This is a genomic window from Rhizomicrobium sp. (assembly GCA_037200385.1).
Lineage (GTDB): Bacteria > Pseudomonadota > Alphaproteobacteria > Micropepsales > Micropepsaceae > Rhizomicrobium.
In genome coordinates, this window is sequence record JBBCGL010000001.1 from 1,336,271 (window position 1) to 1,352,664 (window position 16,394).

13 protein-coding genes are annotated in these 16,394 nt (G+C 65.8%); 3 read left to right on the plus strand and 10 right to left on the minus strand.

Translation table 11 applies throughout. From position 1 onward, the window contains the following. Nucleotides 1–13 precede the first annotated feature (13 nt). On the plus strand, nucleotides 14–868 hold the full coding sequence (locus WDM91_06465) for an NAD(P)-dependent oxidoreductase (GenBank protein ID MEI9994218.1): 855 nt from the start codon (nucleotides 14–16) through the stop codon (nucleotides 866–868). Nucleotides 869–878: 10 nt separating this feature from the next. On the opposite strand, the gene WDM91_06470 is transcribed toward WDM91_06465, so the two are convergent. From WDM91_06470 to WDM91_06500, 7 genes are read right to left on the minus strand one after another with little or no spacing between them, the layout of a single operon-like run. Then, nucleotides 879–1,625: a creatininase family protein gene (locus WDM91_06470; GenBank protein ID MEI9994219.1), complete on the minus strand. Its 747-nt coding sequence runs from the start codon at nucleotides 1,623–1,625 to the stop codon at nucleotides 879–881. Next, nucleotides 1,622–3,190: a benzoate-CoA ligase family protein gene (locus tag WDM91_06475; protein MEI9994220.1), complete on the minus strand. Its 1,569-nt coding sequence runs from the start codon at nucleotides 3,188–3,190 to the stop codon at nucleotides 1,622–1,624. The genes WDM91_06470 and WDM91_06475 overlap by 4 nt, the downstream gene beginning before the upstream one ends. A 26-nt stretch (nucleotides 3,191–3,216) precedes the next feature. Next, nucleotides 3,217–5,586 carry a hypothetical protein gene (locus tag WDM91_06480; GenBank protein ID MEI9994221.1) on the minus strand — a complete coding sequence of 790 codons (2,370 nt, stop codon included), beginning with the start codon at nucleotides 5,584–5,586 and terminating at the stop codon, nucleotides 3,217–3,219. A gap of 3 nt (nucleotides 5,587–5,589) precedes the next feature. Then, nucleotides 5,590–5,994 (minus strand): RidA family protein, encoded by a 405-nt coding sequence (locus WDM91_06485; GenBank protein ID MEI9994222.1) that lies wholly within the window; start codon nucleotides 5,992–5,994, stop codon nucleotides 5,590–5,592. 7 nt (nucleotides 5,995–6,001) lie between these two features. Continuing rightward, complete coding sequence (locus tag WDM91_06490) at nucleotides 6,002–6,811, minus strand: enoyl-CoA hydratase family protein (GenBank protein ID MEI9994223.1); 810 nt, start codon at nucleotides 6,809–6,811, stop codon at nucleotides 6,002–6,004. Then, the gene (locus tag WDM91_06495) at nucleotides 6,808–7,266 is read right to left on the minus strand and encodes a MarR family winged helix-turn-helix transcriptional regulator (protein ID MEI9994224.1); all 459 of its coding nucleotides are present in this window, start codon (nucleotides 7,264–7,266) and stop codon (nucleotides 6,808–6,810) included. Before WDM91_06495 ends, WDM91_06490 begins: the two co-directional genes overlap by 4 nt. Further along, on the minus strand, nucleotides 7,263–7,997 hold the full coding sequence (locus WDM91_06500) for an SDR family NAD(P)-dependent oxidoreductase (protein MEI9994225.1): 735 nt from the start codon (nucleotides 7,995–7,997) through the stop codon (nucleotides 7,263–7,265). The genes WDM91_06495 and WDM91_06500 overlap by 4 nt, the downstream gene beginning before the upstream one ends. A gap of 55 nt (nucleotides 7,998–8,052) precedes the next feature. Between WDM91_06500 and WDM91_06505 the strand changes: the two genes are divergently transcribed. Continuing rightward, entirely contained in the window at nucleotides 8,053–8,868 is an 816-nt protein-coding gene (locus tag WDM91_06505; protein MEI9994226.1) for a tryptophan 2,3-dioxygenase, read from the plus strand. Continuing rightward, a complete protein-coding gene (locus tag WDM91_06510) occupies nucleotides 8,865–10,025 on the plus strand; it encodes an aminotransferase class V-fold PLP-dependent enzyme (protein MEI9994227.1) in 1,161 nt (386 codons plus the stop codon). The genes WDM91_06505 and WDM91_06510 overlap by 4 nt, the downstream gene beginning before the upstream one ends. A gap of 198 nt (nucleotides 10,026–10,223) precedes the next feature. Here the strand turns inward: WDM91_06510 and WDM91_06515 are convergent, their stop codons facing one another. Genes WDM91_06515 through WDM91_06525 form a run of 3 tightly spaced genes read right to left on the minus strand, consistent with a single transcriptional unit; the run spans nucleotide 10,224 to nucleotide 15,887 of the window. Continuing rightward, the gene (locus WDM91_06515) at nucleotides 10,224–12,467 is read right to left on the minus strand and encodes a DEAD/DEAH box helicase (GenBank protein ID MEI9994228.1); all 2,244 of its coding nucleotides are present in this window, start codon (nucleotides 12,465–12,467) and stop codon (nucleotides 10,224–10,226) included. Next, entirely contained in the window at nucleotides 12,439–13,749 is a 1,311-nt protein-coding gene (locus WDM91_06520; protein ID MEI9994229.1) for an ATP-binding protein, read from the minus strand. The genes WDM91_06515 and WDM91_06520 overlap by 29 nt, the downstream gene beginning before the upstream one ends. Next, entirely contained in the window at nucleotides 13,746–15,887 is a 2,142-nt protein-coding gene (locus WDM91_06525; protein ID MEI9994230.1) for a TerB N-terminal domain-containing protein, read from the minus strand. Before WDM91_06525 ends, WDM91_06520 begins: the two co-directional genes overlap by 4 nt. Nucleotides 15,888–16,394 lie beyond the last annotated feature (507 nt).

Here is a 16,394-nt window from a genome sequence, read left to right on the forward strand (position 1 = left end):
ATCGCGCGTGGCCGTGCTGGGCATGGGGATCATGGGTCGCCAGATGGCCGCCCGGATAGCCCGCGCCGGTTTTCCAACACGCGTCTGGAACCGGACGGCGAGAGATTGCGAGCCGGCGATCTCGGCGGGAGCGACCGCCGCATCCACGATCGCGGAAGCCGTCGGCGACGCGGCCGCCATCGTGATCATGGTCAGCACCGGCGATGCGGTGGAGGACGTCCTTTTCGCGCCGAACGGCGTCGTCGCCGCCGCAAAGCCGGGCTGCCGCGTGATCGTCATGAGCTCCATTCCTCCGGCAGCTGCACGCGACCAAGCCGTGCGTCTTGCAAACATCGGCGTGGTCTATCTCGACGCGCCGGTGTCCGGCGGAGAAGTCGGGGCGCGCAACGGCAGCCTCTCGATCCTGGTCGGCGGGCCTGAGGAAGAATTCGCCTCGATCAATCCCCTGCTTCGGGCGATGGGCCGGCCGAGCCACATCGGTCCGGTGGGAAGCGGCCAAGTCGCCAAGCTGGTCAATCAGACAATTGTCGGCATCACCATCGCCGCGGTCGCCGAAGCGACGCTCCTGGCAAGAGCCGTGGGTGCCGACCCCGACCGCATTCTCAACGCGCTGGGCGGGGGATTTGCCGATTCAGCGGTGCTGCGCATCCACGGACCCCGTATGGTTGCGGCGGACTTCGCGCCGGGCGCCCACGCTGCGACACAGCTCAAGGATCTTCGCACGGCGCAGTCGCTCGCGATCCATGCGGGGCTCACCTTGCCGACCTTGCACACGGTAGAGGCGCTCTATGCGGCGATGTGCGCAAACGGACTAGCCGACCTGGATCATAGCGGTCTTTATGCCTGGCTGGAGCGACAGGTGTTCTGACGGACGGACTTCAAAATGCGATCGCCTCGCGAACGGCGGCGGCAAGCGCATCCGCCATGATCCGAAAGGTCCGTTCGCCCTCTTCCGCCGTCGCAAGCCGCGGGTCGCCGAAATAAGCATCAGCGCCCCCGGCTTCCGCAAACGTCCGGGCGCCCCGGGAGAAAGCCTCGGTCAGGCTGGCGGGATTCTCCGGCAGCGCGCATCGCACAGCTTCGTTCACCAGATCGGGCCGATCCGCCAGGACAAGGCTGGTCTCGAACCGGCCGGCATGACAAGCGCCCGAGAGGAATTCCGGGGTCAGGCTCTGCGCCAGGGCGCGGCGGGTGAAGTCTGGGAATGCAACAGCAAGTCCCATTCCGCGAATATCGGCGACCACGTCGCGGAGCATCGCGACATTCGCGGGATCGAAATGGCTGTTGGCGATGCCAAGACAGGAGAAGCCCTGCATCTTCAAGCTGCGGGCGATGTCGGCCAGGACCGCCTTCGCGGCCAACGGCCCGATCGTGATGGTGCCTGCGAACTCCGCCGCGCAGTCGGCCGGGGCATAGGCGATCGACGGCAGAACAAGCGCAGCGATGCCGGATTGCTCGAGCGTCTGCGCCGCGCGCCGCGCCACGCCCACGCTGATGATGACATCGGTGCCGAGCGGCAGATGCGGCCCATGCGCCTCGGTTGCCCCGCAAGGCAGGATCGCCACGGCGCGGCTGCTGGCCGCGATGTCCCGGATCGCCGGCCAGGCCCGATCGGCAAATTTCATGAATACCGCCTGCGAAGCGCCTTCCTGTCGACCTTGTCGCGATCGTTGCGCGGAAGCGCAGTTTCGGAAAACACCACCCAATGCGGCGCCTTGTAGCGTGCAAGCCGCTGCTTGACGAAATCGACGAGCTCGAGCTGGAGCGCCGGCAGGGGCGCCAATCCGTCCTTGAGGACGACCACGGCCAGAGGCTTCTCCAATCCCGCGCCGTCCTTCTTGCCGATCACGCAGCATTCGCGGATGGCTTCATGCTGCACGAGACAGTTCTCCACCTCGATCGGGCTGACATAGATGCCGCCGCTCTTGATGAGATCGTCGCCGCGCCCTTCGTAGTACCAATAGCCTTCGGAATCCTGACGGAATTTGTCGCCGCTGACGACCCAGCCGCCGCGCAGATGCTCCTTCGATTTCTCGTAGGCGCCGTGATAGCAGAGCGCGACGGAGTCACCTTTTATCCAAAGCGTTCCGACGTCGCCCTGTGCAACGGAGTTTCCCTCGTCGTCGATGAGCCGTGTCTGATAGCCCGGAACGAGCTTGCCCAGGCTTCCCGGCCTTATGTCGCCGAGCCGGTTGCTGATGTAGATGTGAAAACTCTCGGCGCTGCCGATGCCGTCGATGATCGGCACGCCGAATGCGCTGTCCCACCGCGCGTGCAGGTCGCGCGGCAACGCCTCGCCGGCGCTCCACATGAAGCGTATGCCGGACAGGTCAGCCTCTTTTCCGGCCGGCGCCTCGAGCATCTTGTTGATGAGCGTGGGAACGCCGGTGAGCACGGTCGGCCGATGCTCCCGGACCAGGTCGAACATGCGCTCGGCGCTCGGCTGCTCGCGGAACAGCACGGTTGTCGCGCCTACGGCGAACGGAAACATGAGGTTCGTTCCCGTGGCATATCCGAAGAACAGGCGCGGACCGGAAATCGTCACGTCCGTTTCGCGCATCCCGATGAAGCGCTTGGCATAGATCTCGGTGTTGAACGGGAAATGGAAGTGACAATGGACGGCACCCTTGCTCTGTCCAGTCGTCCCGCTCGTGAACAGCCAGACCGCGGGGTCGTCCTTGCGGGTCGGCCATGGTGCCCCGCCCCGTTTGGGCGTCTCGGCCAGCCAGTCGTCGAAACTCTTTCGCCCGTGGGTGCCCGCGCAGACGATATTGGCGCCGCCGCCGCAATGATGCGACATGTCCGCCGCGGCCTCGAACGCCGGCGCGCTCGCATCGTCGATGAACGCAAATTGCGGCTTCACGTAGGAAAGATAGTATTCGTAGTCGCTTTGTGGCAGGAGCGGGTTGATCTGCGTGGCGACGCCGCCGGCCTTGATCGCGCCGAACCATACATAGACGAACTCCGGGCAATCCCGCATGCAAAGGAGCACGCGTTGCTCGGGCAGCAGGCCGTCGCCGATCAGCTTCTCCGCAACCCGCATCACATTGTGCGCCACTTCCGCGTAGGTAATGGCGCGCCCTTCGAACAGGATGGCCGTCTTGTCGCCGCGTCCGGCTTCGAGATTGGCGAAGACGAAATAGTCCGCCATGTTGAAGTCTTCGGGAAACATCGGGCTTTCGAATTCCATGGCAGCCTCTCCTGCGGCGCGGCGCGTCAGTTCTCGGCCTGCTGATAGTGGCGCCGGTTGGGGCGCGCTTTGGCGTTGAGCGCGGCGAGCTTCTCATTGGCTTTTTCGGCTTCGCGATAGAGCTGGTATTCGCCGCTGCGCAATTGAATCGGCCAACCTAGAGACACGCCGCCCGCCGAACGGACACCGTAGTGGCCGGCCGCCTGTCGGGCGAAGAAGGGATCGTTGAGCATCGGGCGCGCCAGCGCGCAAAGATCGGCGCGACCGGCCGCGACGATGGTATTGATCTGCTCCGGCAACGTTATGTCTCCAACTGCGATGGTCGGGATACCGACGGCCTGACGGATGTGCTCGGCGAAGGGCGTTTGCCACATCCGGCCATAGATCGGCTTCTGCCACGGCACGGTCTGCCCGGAGGACGCGTGGATGATATCGACGCCGGCGTCCTTGAACAGGCGCCCGATGACGACGATATCGTCCGGCGTTATCCCGCCGTCGGCCCAGTCGCTGCAGGAAAGCCTGACCGACATGGGCTTGTCCGACGGCCAGACCTCGCGCATGGCGGAGAAGACTTCCACCGGAAACCGCGCCCGGTTTCTGGCATCGCCGCCATAGCGATCCGCGCGCCGATTCGTCAGCGGCGACAGGAAGCTGGCCAGCAGGTAGCCATGCGCACAATGAAGCTCCAGCATATCGAAGCCCGCGCGCGCGCCGCGCCGCGCGGACGCAACGAAACTTTCGCGGACCTCGTCCATCTTCGCGCGGTCCAGCGCGACCGGCGTGTCCGAACGGTCCTCGAAATAGGCGAGCGGCGACGCCGAATAAATCGGCCAGTTGCCCGCGCGCATCGGCAGATCGGCGCCACGCTCCGGCACGTCGGTCGATCCCTTTCGGCCCGCATGGCCGAGCTGGAGCGCCATCTTCGCCGGCGTCGTGCGATGGACGAATTCGACGAGGCGTTTCCAGTCGTCTTCCTGCCGGTCGCTCCAAAGTCCGGTGCAGCCCGTCGTGATCCGCGCATCGGGTGTCGGACATGTCATCTCGGTGAAGATAAGGCCCGCGCCGCCGATCGCCCGCGCGGCGTAGTGCGCGAAGTGCCAGTCGTTCGGGTCGCCCTCGACGGCGCAATACTGCGCCATCGGGGCCATGGCGACGCGGTTCGGCACGACCAGGCCGCGCAGGTCGAACGCCGTGAACATGGGCGTCGGCTGCTCTGCGGCCACGTCGCGTCCGGTCGCGCGCCCATAGCGCGCATAAAATTCGTCCTCGACGCGCCGCAGAAACGCCTTGTCGCGCATCGCGATGTTGTCCCAGGTCAGCGACTTCGCGCGCGACATCAGCGAGAAGGCGAACGCGTACCGCTCCTTGTTCCAGTGATTCGGCATATCCTCGAACCAGCGCAGCGAGACCTGTGCATTGTGCTGCGTGATTTCGACCGGCGTGCGCCGGCCGGCTTCGTAGGCGGCCTCCACGGCGTCCGCGTCCGCCCCATGCGTCACCACGGCGTCCGAGAGCGCAACGGCGCATTCCATCGCGAGCTTGGTGCCAGAGCCGATGGACCAATGGGCGGTCGCCTTCACGTCGCCCAGGAGAAACATCTTGCCGTGTCGCCAGGACGAGCAGCTCACGGCCGGAAAGCTCCGCCAGATGGACCTGTTCGAAACAAGGCGATGACCGTCGAGCTCCCGCGCGAACACGTTCTCCAGACAGGCCACGCTGGCCGCCTCGCTCATATGCGCGAGTCCGCTTGCGGCCCAGCATTCCGGCGTCGTTTCGATCACCCAGGTCGAGAGCCCGCTCTCATACTGATAGGTGTGCGCGCAAAAAAGCCCATGTTCGGTCTGGCGAAAGAAGAATGTGAAGGCATCGAGCGGCCGCGTCGATCCCAGCCAGCAGAACTTGTTGCGGGTCTCGACGACGCGTGCGCCGAAAGCATCGGCATGCTTCGCGCGAATAGGGCTGTTCACGCCCTGGGCCACGACGACGAGGTCGCAGTCCGCAAAGCGTTCCTCGACCTCGTCCGCGTCGATGGCCGTCGAGAAATGCAAAGTCACGCCCAGCGACCGACAACGGTCCTGCAGGAGGCCCAGCAAAGCCCTTCGCGAGCAGCCGGCAAAGCCGTTTCCGCCGACGACCGTGCGCTCCGCCTCGCGCTCGATGACGATATCGCTCCAATAGGCGAAGTTGGCGCGCACCGCTTCATAGGATTGCGGATCGGCGCTCAGGAATTCGTCCAGCGTCTCGTCCGAGAAGACGACGCCGAAGCCGAAGGCATCGTCGGCCCGGTTTTGCTCATAGACGTCGATCGCGCAGTCCGGCAGGCGCTTTTTCGTGAGAAGCGCGAAATAGAGCCCGCCCGGCCCCCCGCCGATGACGGCGATCTTCGGCGATCCCATGGCCTAGCGCCCGTCGGAGACGACGGCGGTCGTCTCGATCTCGACCTTGGCCAGGTCTTCCAACAGTGCCGATATTTCCACGACGGCCATGCAGGGAAAGACTTTCCCAAGCACGTCCCGCCAGGCGGCGCCGATCTCCGCGCGCCGTTCGAGATATTCGCGCCGGTCCGTCACATAGCATGTCATGCGGACGATATCGGCGGCCGCGGCGCCGCCCTCGGCGAGGATGGCGCGCGTGTTGAGGAGCGCCTGCCGGAATTGCCCCGCGAGGTCGCGATGTTCGAATTGCTCCTGGTCGTTCCAGCCGAGCACGCCGGCGGTGAACACGAAACGCCCCGAGGCGGCGATGCCGTTCGCATATCCCTTGGGGCGTGTCCAGTTCGGGGGCTGTAGGATTGTTCTGGTCATCGTTCGATCAATCGCCTTCGAATACCGGCCTCTGCTTCGCCACGAACGCGCGGTAGGCGCGTTCGAAATCGCGGGTCTGCATGCAGAGCGCCTGGGCCTGGGCTTCCGCCTCGATCGCCGTGTCGAGGCTCATGTCCCATTCCATGTTCAACTGGTTCTTGGTGATCCCGTTGGCGAAGGTCGGCCCCGCCGCAAGCTTGCGGGCCGCGTTCATCGCATGCGCGTCGAGCTCCGCGGCCGATACGACATCGTTGAAGAAACCCCACATCTTTCCTTCCGCGGCGCTCATCGCGCGGCCGAAGAACAGGAGCTCGCTCGCCCGGCCCTGCCCGATGATGCGCGGCAGGATCGCGCACGCCCCCATGTCGCAGCCGGCCAGGCCGACGCGATTGAACAGGAAGGACGTCGTCGCCTCCGGCGACGCGTAGCGGATGTCGGACGCCATCGACAGGATGGCGCCCGCGCCGACGCTCACCCCGTCCACCGCGGCGATGATCGGCTGCGGGCATCCGCGCATCGCCTTGACCAGATCGCCCGTCATCCGCGTGAAGTCGAGCAATTCCGGCACGGACATCCCTGTCAACGGCGCGATGATGTCGTGTACGTCGCCGCCGGAACAGAAATTGCCGCCCTGGCTGCCGAAGACGACCACTTTCACGGCTTTGGCGTAGGTCAGGGCGCGAAACATATCGCGCAATTCGGCATAGGACTCGAACGTGAGCGGATTCTTCCGTGCCGGGCGGTCGATCGCGATGCGTGCGACGCCTTGCGAAAACGCCCACGAGAAATGCCGTGGCGCAAAGGTTTCCGGGTTCATGCCGCCTCCTCTTCGAACTGGCTTGCGGGATGGCCGAGCGCATTCAGAAGTCCGCGCAGGTTCGAGACCTGCGCCGGCGAGAGCGCGGAAAACGACTCGGCAACCCAGCGACGGTTCGCATCGGCCATGTCCGCGAATATGCGCCGGCCCTTCTTGGTGAGCCGGAAGATCGCGACACGACCATCGCTCGGACTGGCGGAGCGCTGCACCAGACCGGCAACTATGAGAGGCGCCGTAACCTGCGTCGTGTTGCCGTCGGTGACCTTGAGGTAGGCCGATAAGGCTCCGGCCGTCGCCCCCTCCCCGCCGGCGCGATCAAGTGCCGCGAGCACGTCGAAGCGCGAGATGGACAGACCAAAATTTTGCCGCATGCGGGCATCGATGGTCTTCTTGATCGTGTTGGAGGCTGAAAGCAGGGCAAGCCACGCCCGAAGCGAATCGCGATCGTCCGTCATGCGGTTTCTCCACCATCGATGACGATGGCTTGGCCGTTGACCGCCGCGGCCGCGTCGCTTGCCAGCCACAGCGCGGCGGCTGCCACTTCTTCCGGCCGGACAAGCCGCCCCATGGGGTTGGCGCTGGTGAACGCGGCGGCGGCCTCGTCCTGTGTACGTCGCGTCCTGCCGGCGAACGCATCGATCGCTCCGGCGATCATCGGCGTATCGGTATAGCCGGGACAAAGCGCATTCGCCGTGACGCCGGTTTTCGCGAGTTCGAGCGCCAGTGAACGCATGAAACCCAGCACGCCGTGCTTCGCCGCCGCATAGGCGCTCGCATAGCGATATCCCTTCAGCGAGGCGGTCGATCCCAGGACGATGAGGCGTCCCCATCCGCGCTCCACCATGGCCGGCACCGCGGCCTGGGCGCAGCGCACGACGCTGGTGAGATTGAGCGCGATCATCCGGTCCCAGGTTTCGGGCGACGTCTTGAGTGCCGGCGCCGTATCGGCACCGCCGGCGTTGGCGACCAGGACGTCGATCCGCCCCGCCTCGCGCAACCCCGCGCTGACGGCTTCGGGATCGCACACATCCATGACGACATGGGGAAAGCCGGTGCCCTCCAGCCGCGCCCGGTCGCGGCCGGCGATCACCACCTCGCTGCCCGCGTCCCGGAAGGCACGGGCGATCGCAAAGCCGATGCCGGCGGAACCGCCGGTAACCAGTACGCGCGGACGAGTCTGTCTCATTGCCCTTCATCATAGATTACTTTAGGACTAAGGCAAGTGACCGCGGACCGACCTTTTGCAAAAGGGTGACGACATGAGTTCGATGCGATCGATGACCTATGGAGGCTATCTGCACCTGCCCGAGCTGCTGTCCTGCCAGCAGCCGCTGAGCGGACGGCACGACGAAATGCTGTTCGTGATCCTTCACCAGACCATGGAACTGTGGATGAAGCAGGTGCTGTTCGAGATCGATGCCGCCCAGGCGATGATCGCATGCGGCGACCTGGTGCCGGCCTATAAGGGCCTTGCACGCGTCTCGCGCATACAAATGGTGATGACGCAGGCCTGGGACATCCTCGCGACCATGACGCCTGCCGACTATCTCGGCTTCCGCGACGTGCTGGGCACGAGCTCCGGCTTCCAGTCGGCCCAGTTCCGCACGCTGGAATACCGTCTGGGACTCAAGGACGAGGCGTTCCTGAAGTTCCAGGAGGACGGATCCGAGGAGCGCCGCTTGATGGAACGCGCAATCGAGGGACCGAGTCTCTACGACGAAGTGCTGGCGCAGCTCGCGAAGGCTGGCTTTGCCGTTCCAGCCGACAAGGTCGGGCAGCCGCGGCGCGCAGCCTATGTCCCGAGCGAGGCGGTGGAAGCGGCCTGGATAGAGATCTATCGCGACACGCACAAACATTGGGCGTTCTACCAGCTCGCCGAGAAGCTGCTCGATCTCGACGACGCGCTGCTCACCTGGCGGCATAAGCATGTGCTGACCGTCGAACGCGTGATCGGGATGAAGCGCGGCACCGGCGGCACCGAGGGCGTCGCCTATCTTCAGAAGACGCTCGCGCGGCGGTGCTTTCCGGAGATCTGGTCGATGCGGACCAAGCTATGAAATCCTACAAGCCGCTTTTCTCCCGCGCGCTTGCGGCAGCGCCGCAGCGTCTGCACTTCGCGGCCCATTCGCACCATCTGTGGCCCGACGCGTCCTATGACGGACACTTGCAGGCCTGGAACGATGCCGCGCATCTCGCCGATCGGAAATGGGACAAGATATTCGGCGACGTGATTCCAACCGCACAAAGACATGTCGCCCAGGAATTGAACCTGCCGGATTCCGGCACCGTCAGTTTCGCACCGAACACCCACGAGCTTGTGCAGCGCCTCTTTTCGGCGAAGCAGGGAACCGCTCCCTTGGACATTCTCACCAGCGACGGAGAATTCCATTCCTTTCGCAGACAGGCCGCGCGGTGGGAGGAACAAGGCAGCGTGAAGCAGCGTATCGTGTCGTGCGAGCCGTTCGACACCTTCACCGAACGCTATCTGGATGCCATGGCGCAAAAGGCACCGGATATCGCCTTCGTAAGCCACGTCATGTACAAGAGCGGATTGCGCTTCGACGGGATCGACGCGCTCGCGCCCTATGCGCGGCCAGACGGCACCTGGGTGGTGATCGACGGCTATCATGCGTTCATGGCGCTGCCTGTCGATCTCGGCCGCGCCGCGGATCGCGTCTTCTATATCGGCGGCGGCTATAAATATGCCATGGCGGGAGAAGGCGCGGCGTTCCTGCACGCGCCGCCGGGTTTCGGGCCGAGGCCGGTGAACACCGGCTGGTTTGCCGAGTTCGCAAGCATCGAGGCGCGGACCGAAGGCGTGCTCTATTCCGCCGACGGCATGCGCTTCATGGGCGCGACGTGCGATCCAAGCGGGCTATACCGTTTCAACGCGGTGCGCGCAGCGCTCGGCGCCGAAAACCTCGACACGGGCGGCATCGCAACGCGCACGCAGATGCTGCGGGAAGAACTCGAAGCCGCCATCGCATCGGGCCGGCTTGGCGCGCTCCAGGAAGCCGCCCTTCTGCGCCCGAACGCGAAGGGCCCGCAGAGCCGCTTCATCGCGCTGCGTGACGCACGAGCCCAAGCCTGGAAGGCCGAGTTGGCTGCGCGCGACGTCGTCACCGACGCGCGCGACGATGTGTTACGGATCGGTTTGGGACTCTATCACGACAAGGCCGACATCAACGCGCTTTGCGAAAGGATCGCCGATTGATCGGGCGCGGCATACGCAATGGCCGTCACCCCGGATCTGATTGTGCGCCTTTGATGCATGACGTCGTAAGGCTCTTTTGAGGACGTTTGGCAGTTGGCGGAGCAGCGTTGAAGGCCTCATGCTCCAATTGTTGGAAAGACCGATTTCGCCGACATTCAACAACGCAGACAAACCCGTGGCGCAAAATTCGCCAGCGCGTTAGGCCGACAGCAGCCGGCCTACGGCGTCCGCGAGGCTCCCGATCTCCAGCCGGTCGCGGATGAACGCCTCGCGGAGCAACTCGTCGGGAATGAAGCCGTCGAACTTCGCGGTGCGCAGATTGTCGGCCAGGAAGGCGAGGGTTTCCGCGGGCGGCGGTTTTGCGGCCAGCGCGCCCAGCGCTTCCTCGACCAGGGAAATGGTGGCGTCACCGACCGACAGGTGGATGCGGCTCTGCTCGACCTTGAGGCCCGCATAGCGCAACGCAAGCCGCAGGGTATCGAGCTTGGCCGTGCCGAGCCAGGGGAAGAGATGGATGCGTCCGTCGTCGGAAATCACCGGTCTGCGGTTCAACTGCAGTTGCGCATAGTTTTCGCGCCCTTCGGCCAGATGCCGCATCGCCTGGGCGTCCAGGTAAGCCGGGATCTCACTGCTCCGATAGACCCGCTCGATTTCGGCGGCGAGTTCGTCATGCAACGGCGCGGCCTCGCCTTCGAATCTCGGGACGCGGCCGCCTGGAGCCGGCTCGACGAAGATCTTCCGGGCGCGGTCGTCAACGTTCACGACCTTCCAGCGCCGCCCCGCAAAGATCACGAAGTCGTCCGGGCCGAGCGCGTTCCGGACCGACAGCGTACCCAGCGTCTTGCCGTCCGCGATGAGCGTGCTTTCGTCGAGGCTCTCGAACACGGCATAGAAGCGGTAGTGATCGGTGAGCCTTTCGCCCGCCGGACCCAGCATCAAGGTGCGATCCGGCGCCTGTTCGATCAGCCGCTCCTCGCGCGCCGCCATGCCTTTCAGGAGCGCCGCGTACTGCGCCGGCGCCACGGAGGCGAACGGCCCGGCGCCGCCCAGCAAGTCGAAGGCCGCCTGCGCCTGCGCACCGCCGCGCTCGGCGATGACGGACAAGGTCTGGTGCAGCAGAGTCGAAAGGTGCAGGCCGCCTTCGCGCGGCGGCTCGACCCATTGCCTTTGCAACAGGCGGATGGCGGCGACGCATTGGACGGTCTCGACCCGCAGGCGGTCGAAGAGGCTGCTGTCGGCGTGGAGCGGATGCTCGATGCCATAGATGCGCAGGACGGATGGCTTGCCGGCGCGCCGCCCGGAGCGGCCGATGCGCTGGCGCAGGGACGAGATGGAAGCGGGGGCGCCGACCTGGGCCACGCTCTCGACCGAGCCGATGTCGATGCCGAGTTCGAGGGTGGTGGTGGCGACCGCGGTGGTGGGAATGCCGCCCTCCTTCAACCGCTGCTCGAGCCATTCGCGCGTCTCGCGCGACAGGTTGCCGTGATGCGGGAAGAACTCGTTGGGAACGTGCGCTTGCTCGCAGAGAATCCGCAGCCGATCCGAGAGCGCCTCGGTATTGCGGCGGCTGCCGGCGAACACGAGGTGATTTCCGTTCGCGCGCAACGTCGCGAAAAGATGCCGCGCGACCTGGAGCAAGGCGGGCGCGTCCCGCACACCGCCCGCGGCCTCCCCGGACCGCGCCTCGCTTTCCTCCTCCTCGTCATCCTCCGCCGCGCCCAGGATACCGCGTATCTGCAGCCTCAATTCCGCGCCGGCGGCGGCGCTTCGGATCGTCGTGACCGTGGCGGTGCCGGCGGGATTGAGCCAGCGCGCGGCGACGTCGGGATCGCCGATGGTCGCCGACAACCCGACACGGCGCGGCCGGCGCTGGGTGCGCCGCTCAAGACGCTTGAGGAGCGATGCAAGCTGGACACCGCGCTCGCTGCCGAGAAAAACGTGCAGCTCGTCGATCACGACGAACTCGGTCTCGGCGAACATGCGGGTGAGGTCTTCGGGCCGCCGCAGGAAGATCGCTTCCAGCGATTCCGGCGTGATCAGCAAGACGCCCGCGGGATGCTCGCGGGCGCGCTGCTTGCCGGCGGCCGACGCGTCGCCGTGCCATTTGGTGACGGAGATCTCGAGGCGCTCGCACAGATCCTCCAGCCGCGCGAACTGGTCGTTGATCAGCGCCTTGAGCGGTCCGACATATATCGCGCGGATGCCGTCATGCGGGTGTTCGGCAATGCGGCTGAGGATCGGCAGGAACGCGGCTTCGGTCTTGCCCGAAGCGGTCGCGGCGGCGATGAGGATGTCGTCGCCGGTTTCGAGCAGCGTGTGGATCGCTTCGGCCTGGATGTCGCGCAGCTCGTTCCAGCCACGGTCCCATATCCAGCGCTGGATACGCGCATCGAGACGGCCGATCGCCGCGGCGTCAAAGCTTGATGGTGGCAAGCTCGTCATCTCCATCCGCCGCCGGCGCAGGATCGGGCGCCGCGTCGGCTTCCGGCGCGGCGGCGCCGACCAGCATCCTCCAATCCGTGCCCGGATTCTGCTCCAGCACCGACAGGATCTGCACGAACGCCTTGATCACGGTGCGCGGCGTGCGGAAATAGGCCTCGCCGATGCGCTTATGGCAATGCTCCATGAATGCATCGAAGGCTTCGTCGGGCACCAGATGCTTGGCAGGATCGCCACCGGCGAAAACGCCGCGCAGCTTTTCCAGGAGGACGCGCAGATCTTCCGGCGTGAGCGCTTGCAACCGCAGGACCGGCCCGGAGAGGTCGACGAGCTCGCCCGTGGCATAGGCGTTCTCCGCCAGCCGCGACTGCAAGGCGGGATAGCTGTAAAGGCCTCGACGCGTATCCATCAGGAATTCCGGAGTGCCGCCGAACAGGAATCCGATGCCGCCGGCCGAGCCTTGCAGCGCGTCGTTCACCATGCGCAGGATCTGCTCGTAATTGGCGGCACGCGCCTGGCCGCTTTGCAGCTTGTAGAGATTGACCATCTCGTCCAGCGAGACCAGCAGGCCGGCATAGCCCGCCAGGCGCACAAACGCGGCCAGCAGCTTCCAGTGATCGTAGATCGAGGCGTCATCGACGACGACGCGCACGCCGAGCGCCTGGCGCGCTTCTGTGCGGGTGCTGTACTCGCCGCGTATCCAGCGCAGCGCGGCGTCCTTGCCCGCTTGGTTTGCGGCCTCCGCCGCGTGCCAGTAGGCCGACAGCACTTGCGCGAAATCATAGCCGCCGACGAGCTCGCGCAGCGACGCAAGCTTGGCCTGGATGACGTCTTCGATCGCAGTCTGGCTCTTGCGGGCTTCGTCGTTGGCATCCGACACAAAGCGTTCGACGACGTTGGACAGCGCGCCGCCGTCCGGCTTGTTGCGTGTCGAAAGATTGCGCAGGCTTTCGGCATAGAGATTGCGGGCCTGCCCGCCGGACGCCTGCAGGCGGCGATCGGGCGCGAGGTCGGCCGAGATCGTGACCAGCCGCTTCTCCATCGCCATCAGCCGGATCAGGGTGAGAAAGAAGGTCTTGCCCGCGCCATACTCGCCGACGATGAAGCGTACCGCGCTGCCGCCGTCCGCGATCCGGTCGAGGTCGCGTACCAGCGCCTGTATCTCCCTCAATCGTCCGACCTGGATGTGCTTCAGTCCGATGCGCGGCACGACGCCGGCGCCGAGCGCCTGGATGATGGTGTCGCGTTCCTTGGGCCGGATCGCAGAATCGCCGGGATTGCTCATGCGCTCGCTCTTTCCGATACGTGCAGAAGAGAGCGGTCGATCGTGATCGCAGCGCCCTCGTCCAGCAATGGTTGGTCGAATCTTCCGAAAGCCCAGTCGTTGACGGCTTCGATGGCGCCATCGGGCAAGACATCGCAGGCATGCGCCAATTCGGCGAATTCGGCGCGGTCGATGGAGGCGCGTTCGCCCAGGGCGCAGACCAGGCTGGCATAACGCGGGTCCAGGCCATCGAGATCGTATTTCGCGACGATCGAGGCCTGCGCTACGACGCGTGTGGGCGTTGCCGGCGGCGCGTCGTCGACGAAGATCTTGCCCAGCAGCGCGCCGACCTCGGCGGTCTCGGCGCGGGTCCGTGCAAGGCGGCCCGGATCGAGTTGAATCGATTTGCGCAAGACCGCCGCGCCGGCCTGTGCCGCGGGAATGGCGGCATCGGGTTTTGCAGCGGCAGGCAGATCGGCCGTCGACGCGCTCAGCCCCTGAAGATCGGAATAAAGCTGCGCTTCGGGCAGATCCAGGACCTTGTAGAGCTTCTCCAGCAACTGCACCTCTTCGATCGCGAGCCGGTCGTCGGCGGTGGCGACGGACACCGCGAAGCGGGCCAGCGCCGAGCGTTCGTCCAGGCTGCGTTCGCCGAGCCGCCTGAAACTGCGCGGCACCACCGGTTTCTTCATGCGATACGCGACACGCGCCAAGAGGCGCACGCGGTCCGCCCCGCCGAGCTCGACATTCGCGGCAAGCTCCCGTTCGATGGCGGCGAACTCGGACGGTGCGAACACGCCGTCGGCGGCGGCCACCATGGCACCGAGGTCGATGCGCAGCATCGCAGCGAGGAACTGCGGACCGGGCGCGGGCTCCTTGTCCGCATCCTTCGCTTCGAACAGCACGGCGACGTCGCCGAACCCCATGCGGGAATAATCGATGCGCGGGTCGGGCTCCATCCCGAAACCGCAAGCGCCCAAGGCGCGCGCCAGCCGCAACATGTCGGCCTTGCCGTAATTACCGTTGCCATCCGAGGAGATACCCGCAGCGGCGGCGAGATCGTTCAGCGGCAGAAGCGCCGCCGGAGACGTCCAGGTCTTGGCGACGAATTGCTTCAACGCCTGAAGCGGCTCGGCCGCAGGCGCGTCGCGCAGCGCCGGCGGCAGGGCCAGGGCGACGTCCAGCGGCTCGCGCCTGTCCGCGGCGCGCCCGGCGCGTTGGGCGTAGGGCTCAAGCTCGGCCTCGCAAGCATCGACGAGCGTTTGCACGGCATTGAGCGGGGCCGTCACGCCGCCGACGTCCGGCCAGTCCTCGAACACGCCATGCAGCGCGACCGAGAACGAGCCGCTGGCGGCCTTGTAGGTCGCCGAGAGCTTGCGCGCCGGCGGCGCGACTTTCCAGCCCTGCGGGTATGTCTCGGCAAAGCGCAGCGCGAAGAGTTTGCAGAACTCTTCGGGGCAGCGCACGACAAGCCGGGCCGGGACCCGCTTGTCGGGGTGGGCGCAAAACCAGGACAGCATCTGATCGGCCGAGAGCGGCTGCCCGGCGGCGATCTGGCGGCCGAGCGCAGCACGCAGGCCAAGCGGCAGCTCCCATATCCGCTTGCGCAGTTGCGCTGGCGGAACCGGACCGGCCACGCCCGCCCGCAACGCGGCTGCATCGAGAAGCGCGTCCGCATAGCGCGCAAAGGAGTGATTGCCGCCATAGATCGCAAGCAGCCGACGGACCTCGGCGACGATCGCGTCGGCATCGGCGCGCGCATCGTCGAGGAACAGGCGGCGTTCGAGGCCGTAGAAGTAGAGGAAGACATAGCCGATATAGGCATCGGGATCGGACTTGCCCGTCGCCAGCCAGTTCAGATAGGAGGCGCGCGATGCCGGATCGAGGCCGGCGTAGGACGGATAGTAGGACATACCCGCGCCGTCGTCATTGCGCGCATCCGGCGACACGGCAAAGCCGGGATTGATCAGGCAGTTTTCGCTGCCGAGACCGTCCTGCCGGGCCAGCGCCGCGCCGACATAGACAAGGCCGGACGAGATCCGGTAGCCGGCGATGGTCGCCGCCTGCCCCGCCGGCACCCAGGCGTGACGCGCCTGCTCCATGCGCTCGAGGGCGGTGTCGGGCTCTCGCGCCGCGACGATATCGATTTCAATCGGCATGCGAACCTTCCACCAATCCTGCTTCGCAGGCACGTCTTGCACGGACACAGCGGTTCGACTCTTGACTGAAGTCTGCTGCGAAAGGGGCGTCTCGATTTGCCTCTTTATCGGAGTTGACTGCGGCAAAGGTGCAAAGACAGCCGCTGCTTTTCCGCGACGCGAATACCAGACGACGACTGCAATGCCGCCCGCGAGAAAAAGAACGATAAACATTCCGGTGCCGCTACCACTGGACGCGCTGCCGGTAGCGGCAAGCGCAACAGGCTCAGCCGGCGCAGCGGCAACCGGATCGGCAGTCGGCGGTTCCTTGATATTCAACGCAGCGAGCGTCGCGTCATCGAGCCGGCCGGTCGCCGGCAGGCTGATCTGCCGCTGGAATTTGCGCAGCGCCTGCCGCGTACGGCGCCCCGCGGCGCCATCGGCGGGTCCCGGATCGTAGCCCAGCGACGTCAGCGCCTGCTGCGCCGCGCGCGTCTGGTCCGATGTCGCCGCAGCAGCTTCCGCCGG

Bases quoted from the DNA above. Each gene is read 5' to 3' on its own strand.
- WDM91_06520 (MEI9994229.1), bottom strand. From the start codon at position 13,749: ATGAGCAATCCCGGCGATTCTGCGATCCGGCCCAAGGAACGCGACACC.
- WDM91_06480 (MEI9994221.1), bottom strand. From the start codon at position 5,586: ATGGGATCGCCGAAGATCGCCGTCATCGGCGGGGGGCCGGGCGGGCTC.
- WDM91_06475 (MEI9994220.1), bottom strand. From the start codon at position 3,190: ATGGAATTCGAAAGCCCGATGTTTCCCGAAGACTTCAACATGGCGGAC.
- WDM91_06495 (MEI9994224.1), bottom strand. From the start codon at position 7,266: ATGACGGACGATCGCGATTCGCTTCGGGCGTGGCTTGCCCTGCTTTCA.
- WDM91_06470 (MEI9994219.1), bottom strand. From the start codon at position 1,625: ATGAAATTTGCCGATCGGGCCTGGCCGGCGATCCGGGACATCGCGGCC.
- WDM91_06485 (MEI9994222.1), bottom strand. From the start codon at position 5,994: ATGACCAGAACAATCCTACAGCCCCCGAACTGGACACGCCCCAAGGGA.
- WDM91_06490 (MEI9994223.1), bottom strand. From the start codon at position 6,811: ATGAACCCGGAAACCTTTGCGCCACGGCATTTCTCGTGGGCGTTTTCG.
- WDM91_06500 (MEI9994225.1), bottom strand. From the start codon at position 7,997: ATGAGACAGACTCGTCCGCGCGTACTGGTTACCGGCGGTTCCGCCGGC.
- WDM91_06510 (MEI9994227.1), top strand. From the start codon at position 8,865: ATGAAATCCTACAAGCCGCTTTTCTCCCGCGCGCTTGCGGCAGCGCCG.
- WDM91_06515 (MEI9994228.1), bottom strand. From the start codon at position 12,467: ATGACGAGCTTGCCACCATCAAGCTTTGACGCCGCGGCGATCGGCCGT.
- WDM91_06525 (MEI9994230.1), bottom strand. From the start codon at position 15,887: ATGCCGATTGAAATCGATATCGTCGCGGCGCGAGAGCCCGACACCGCC.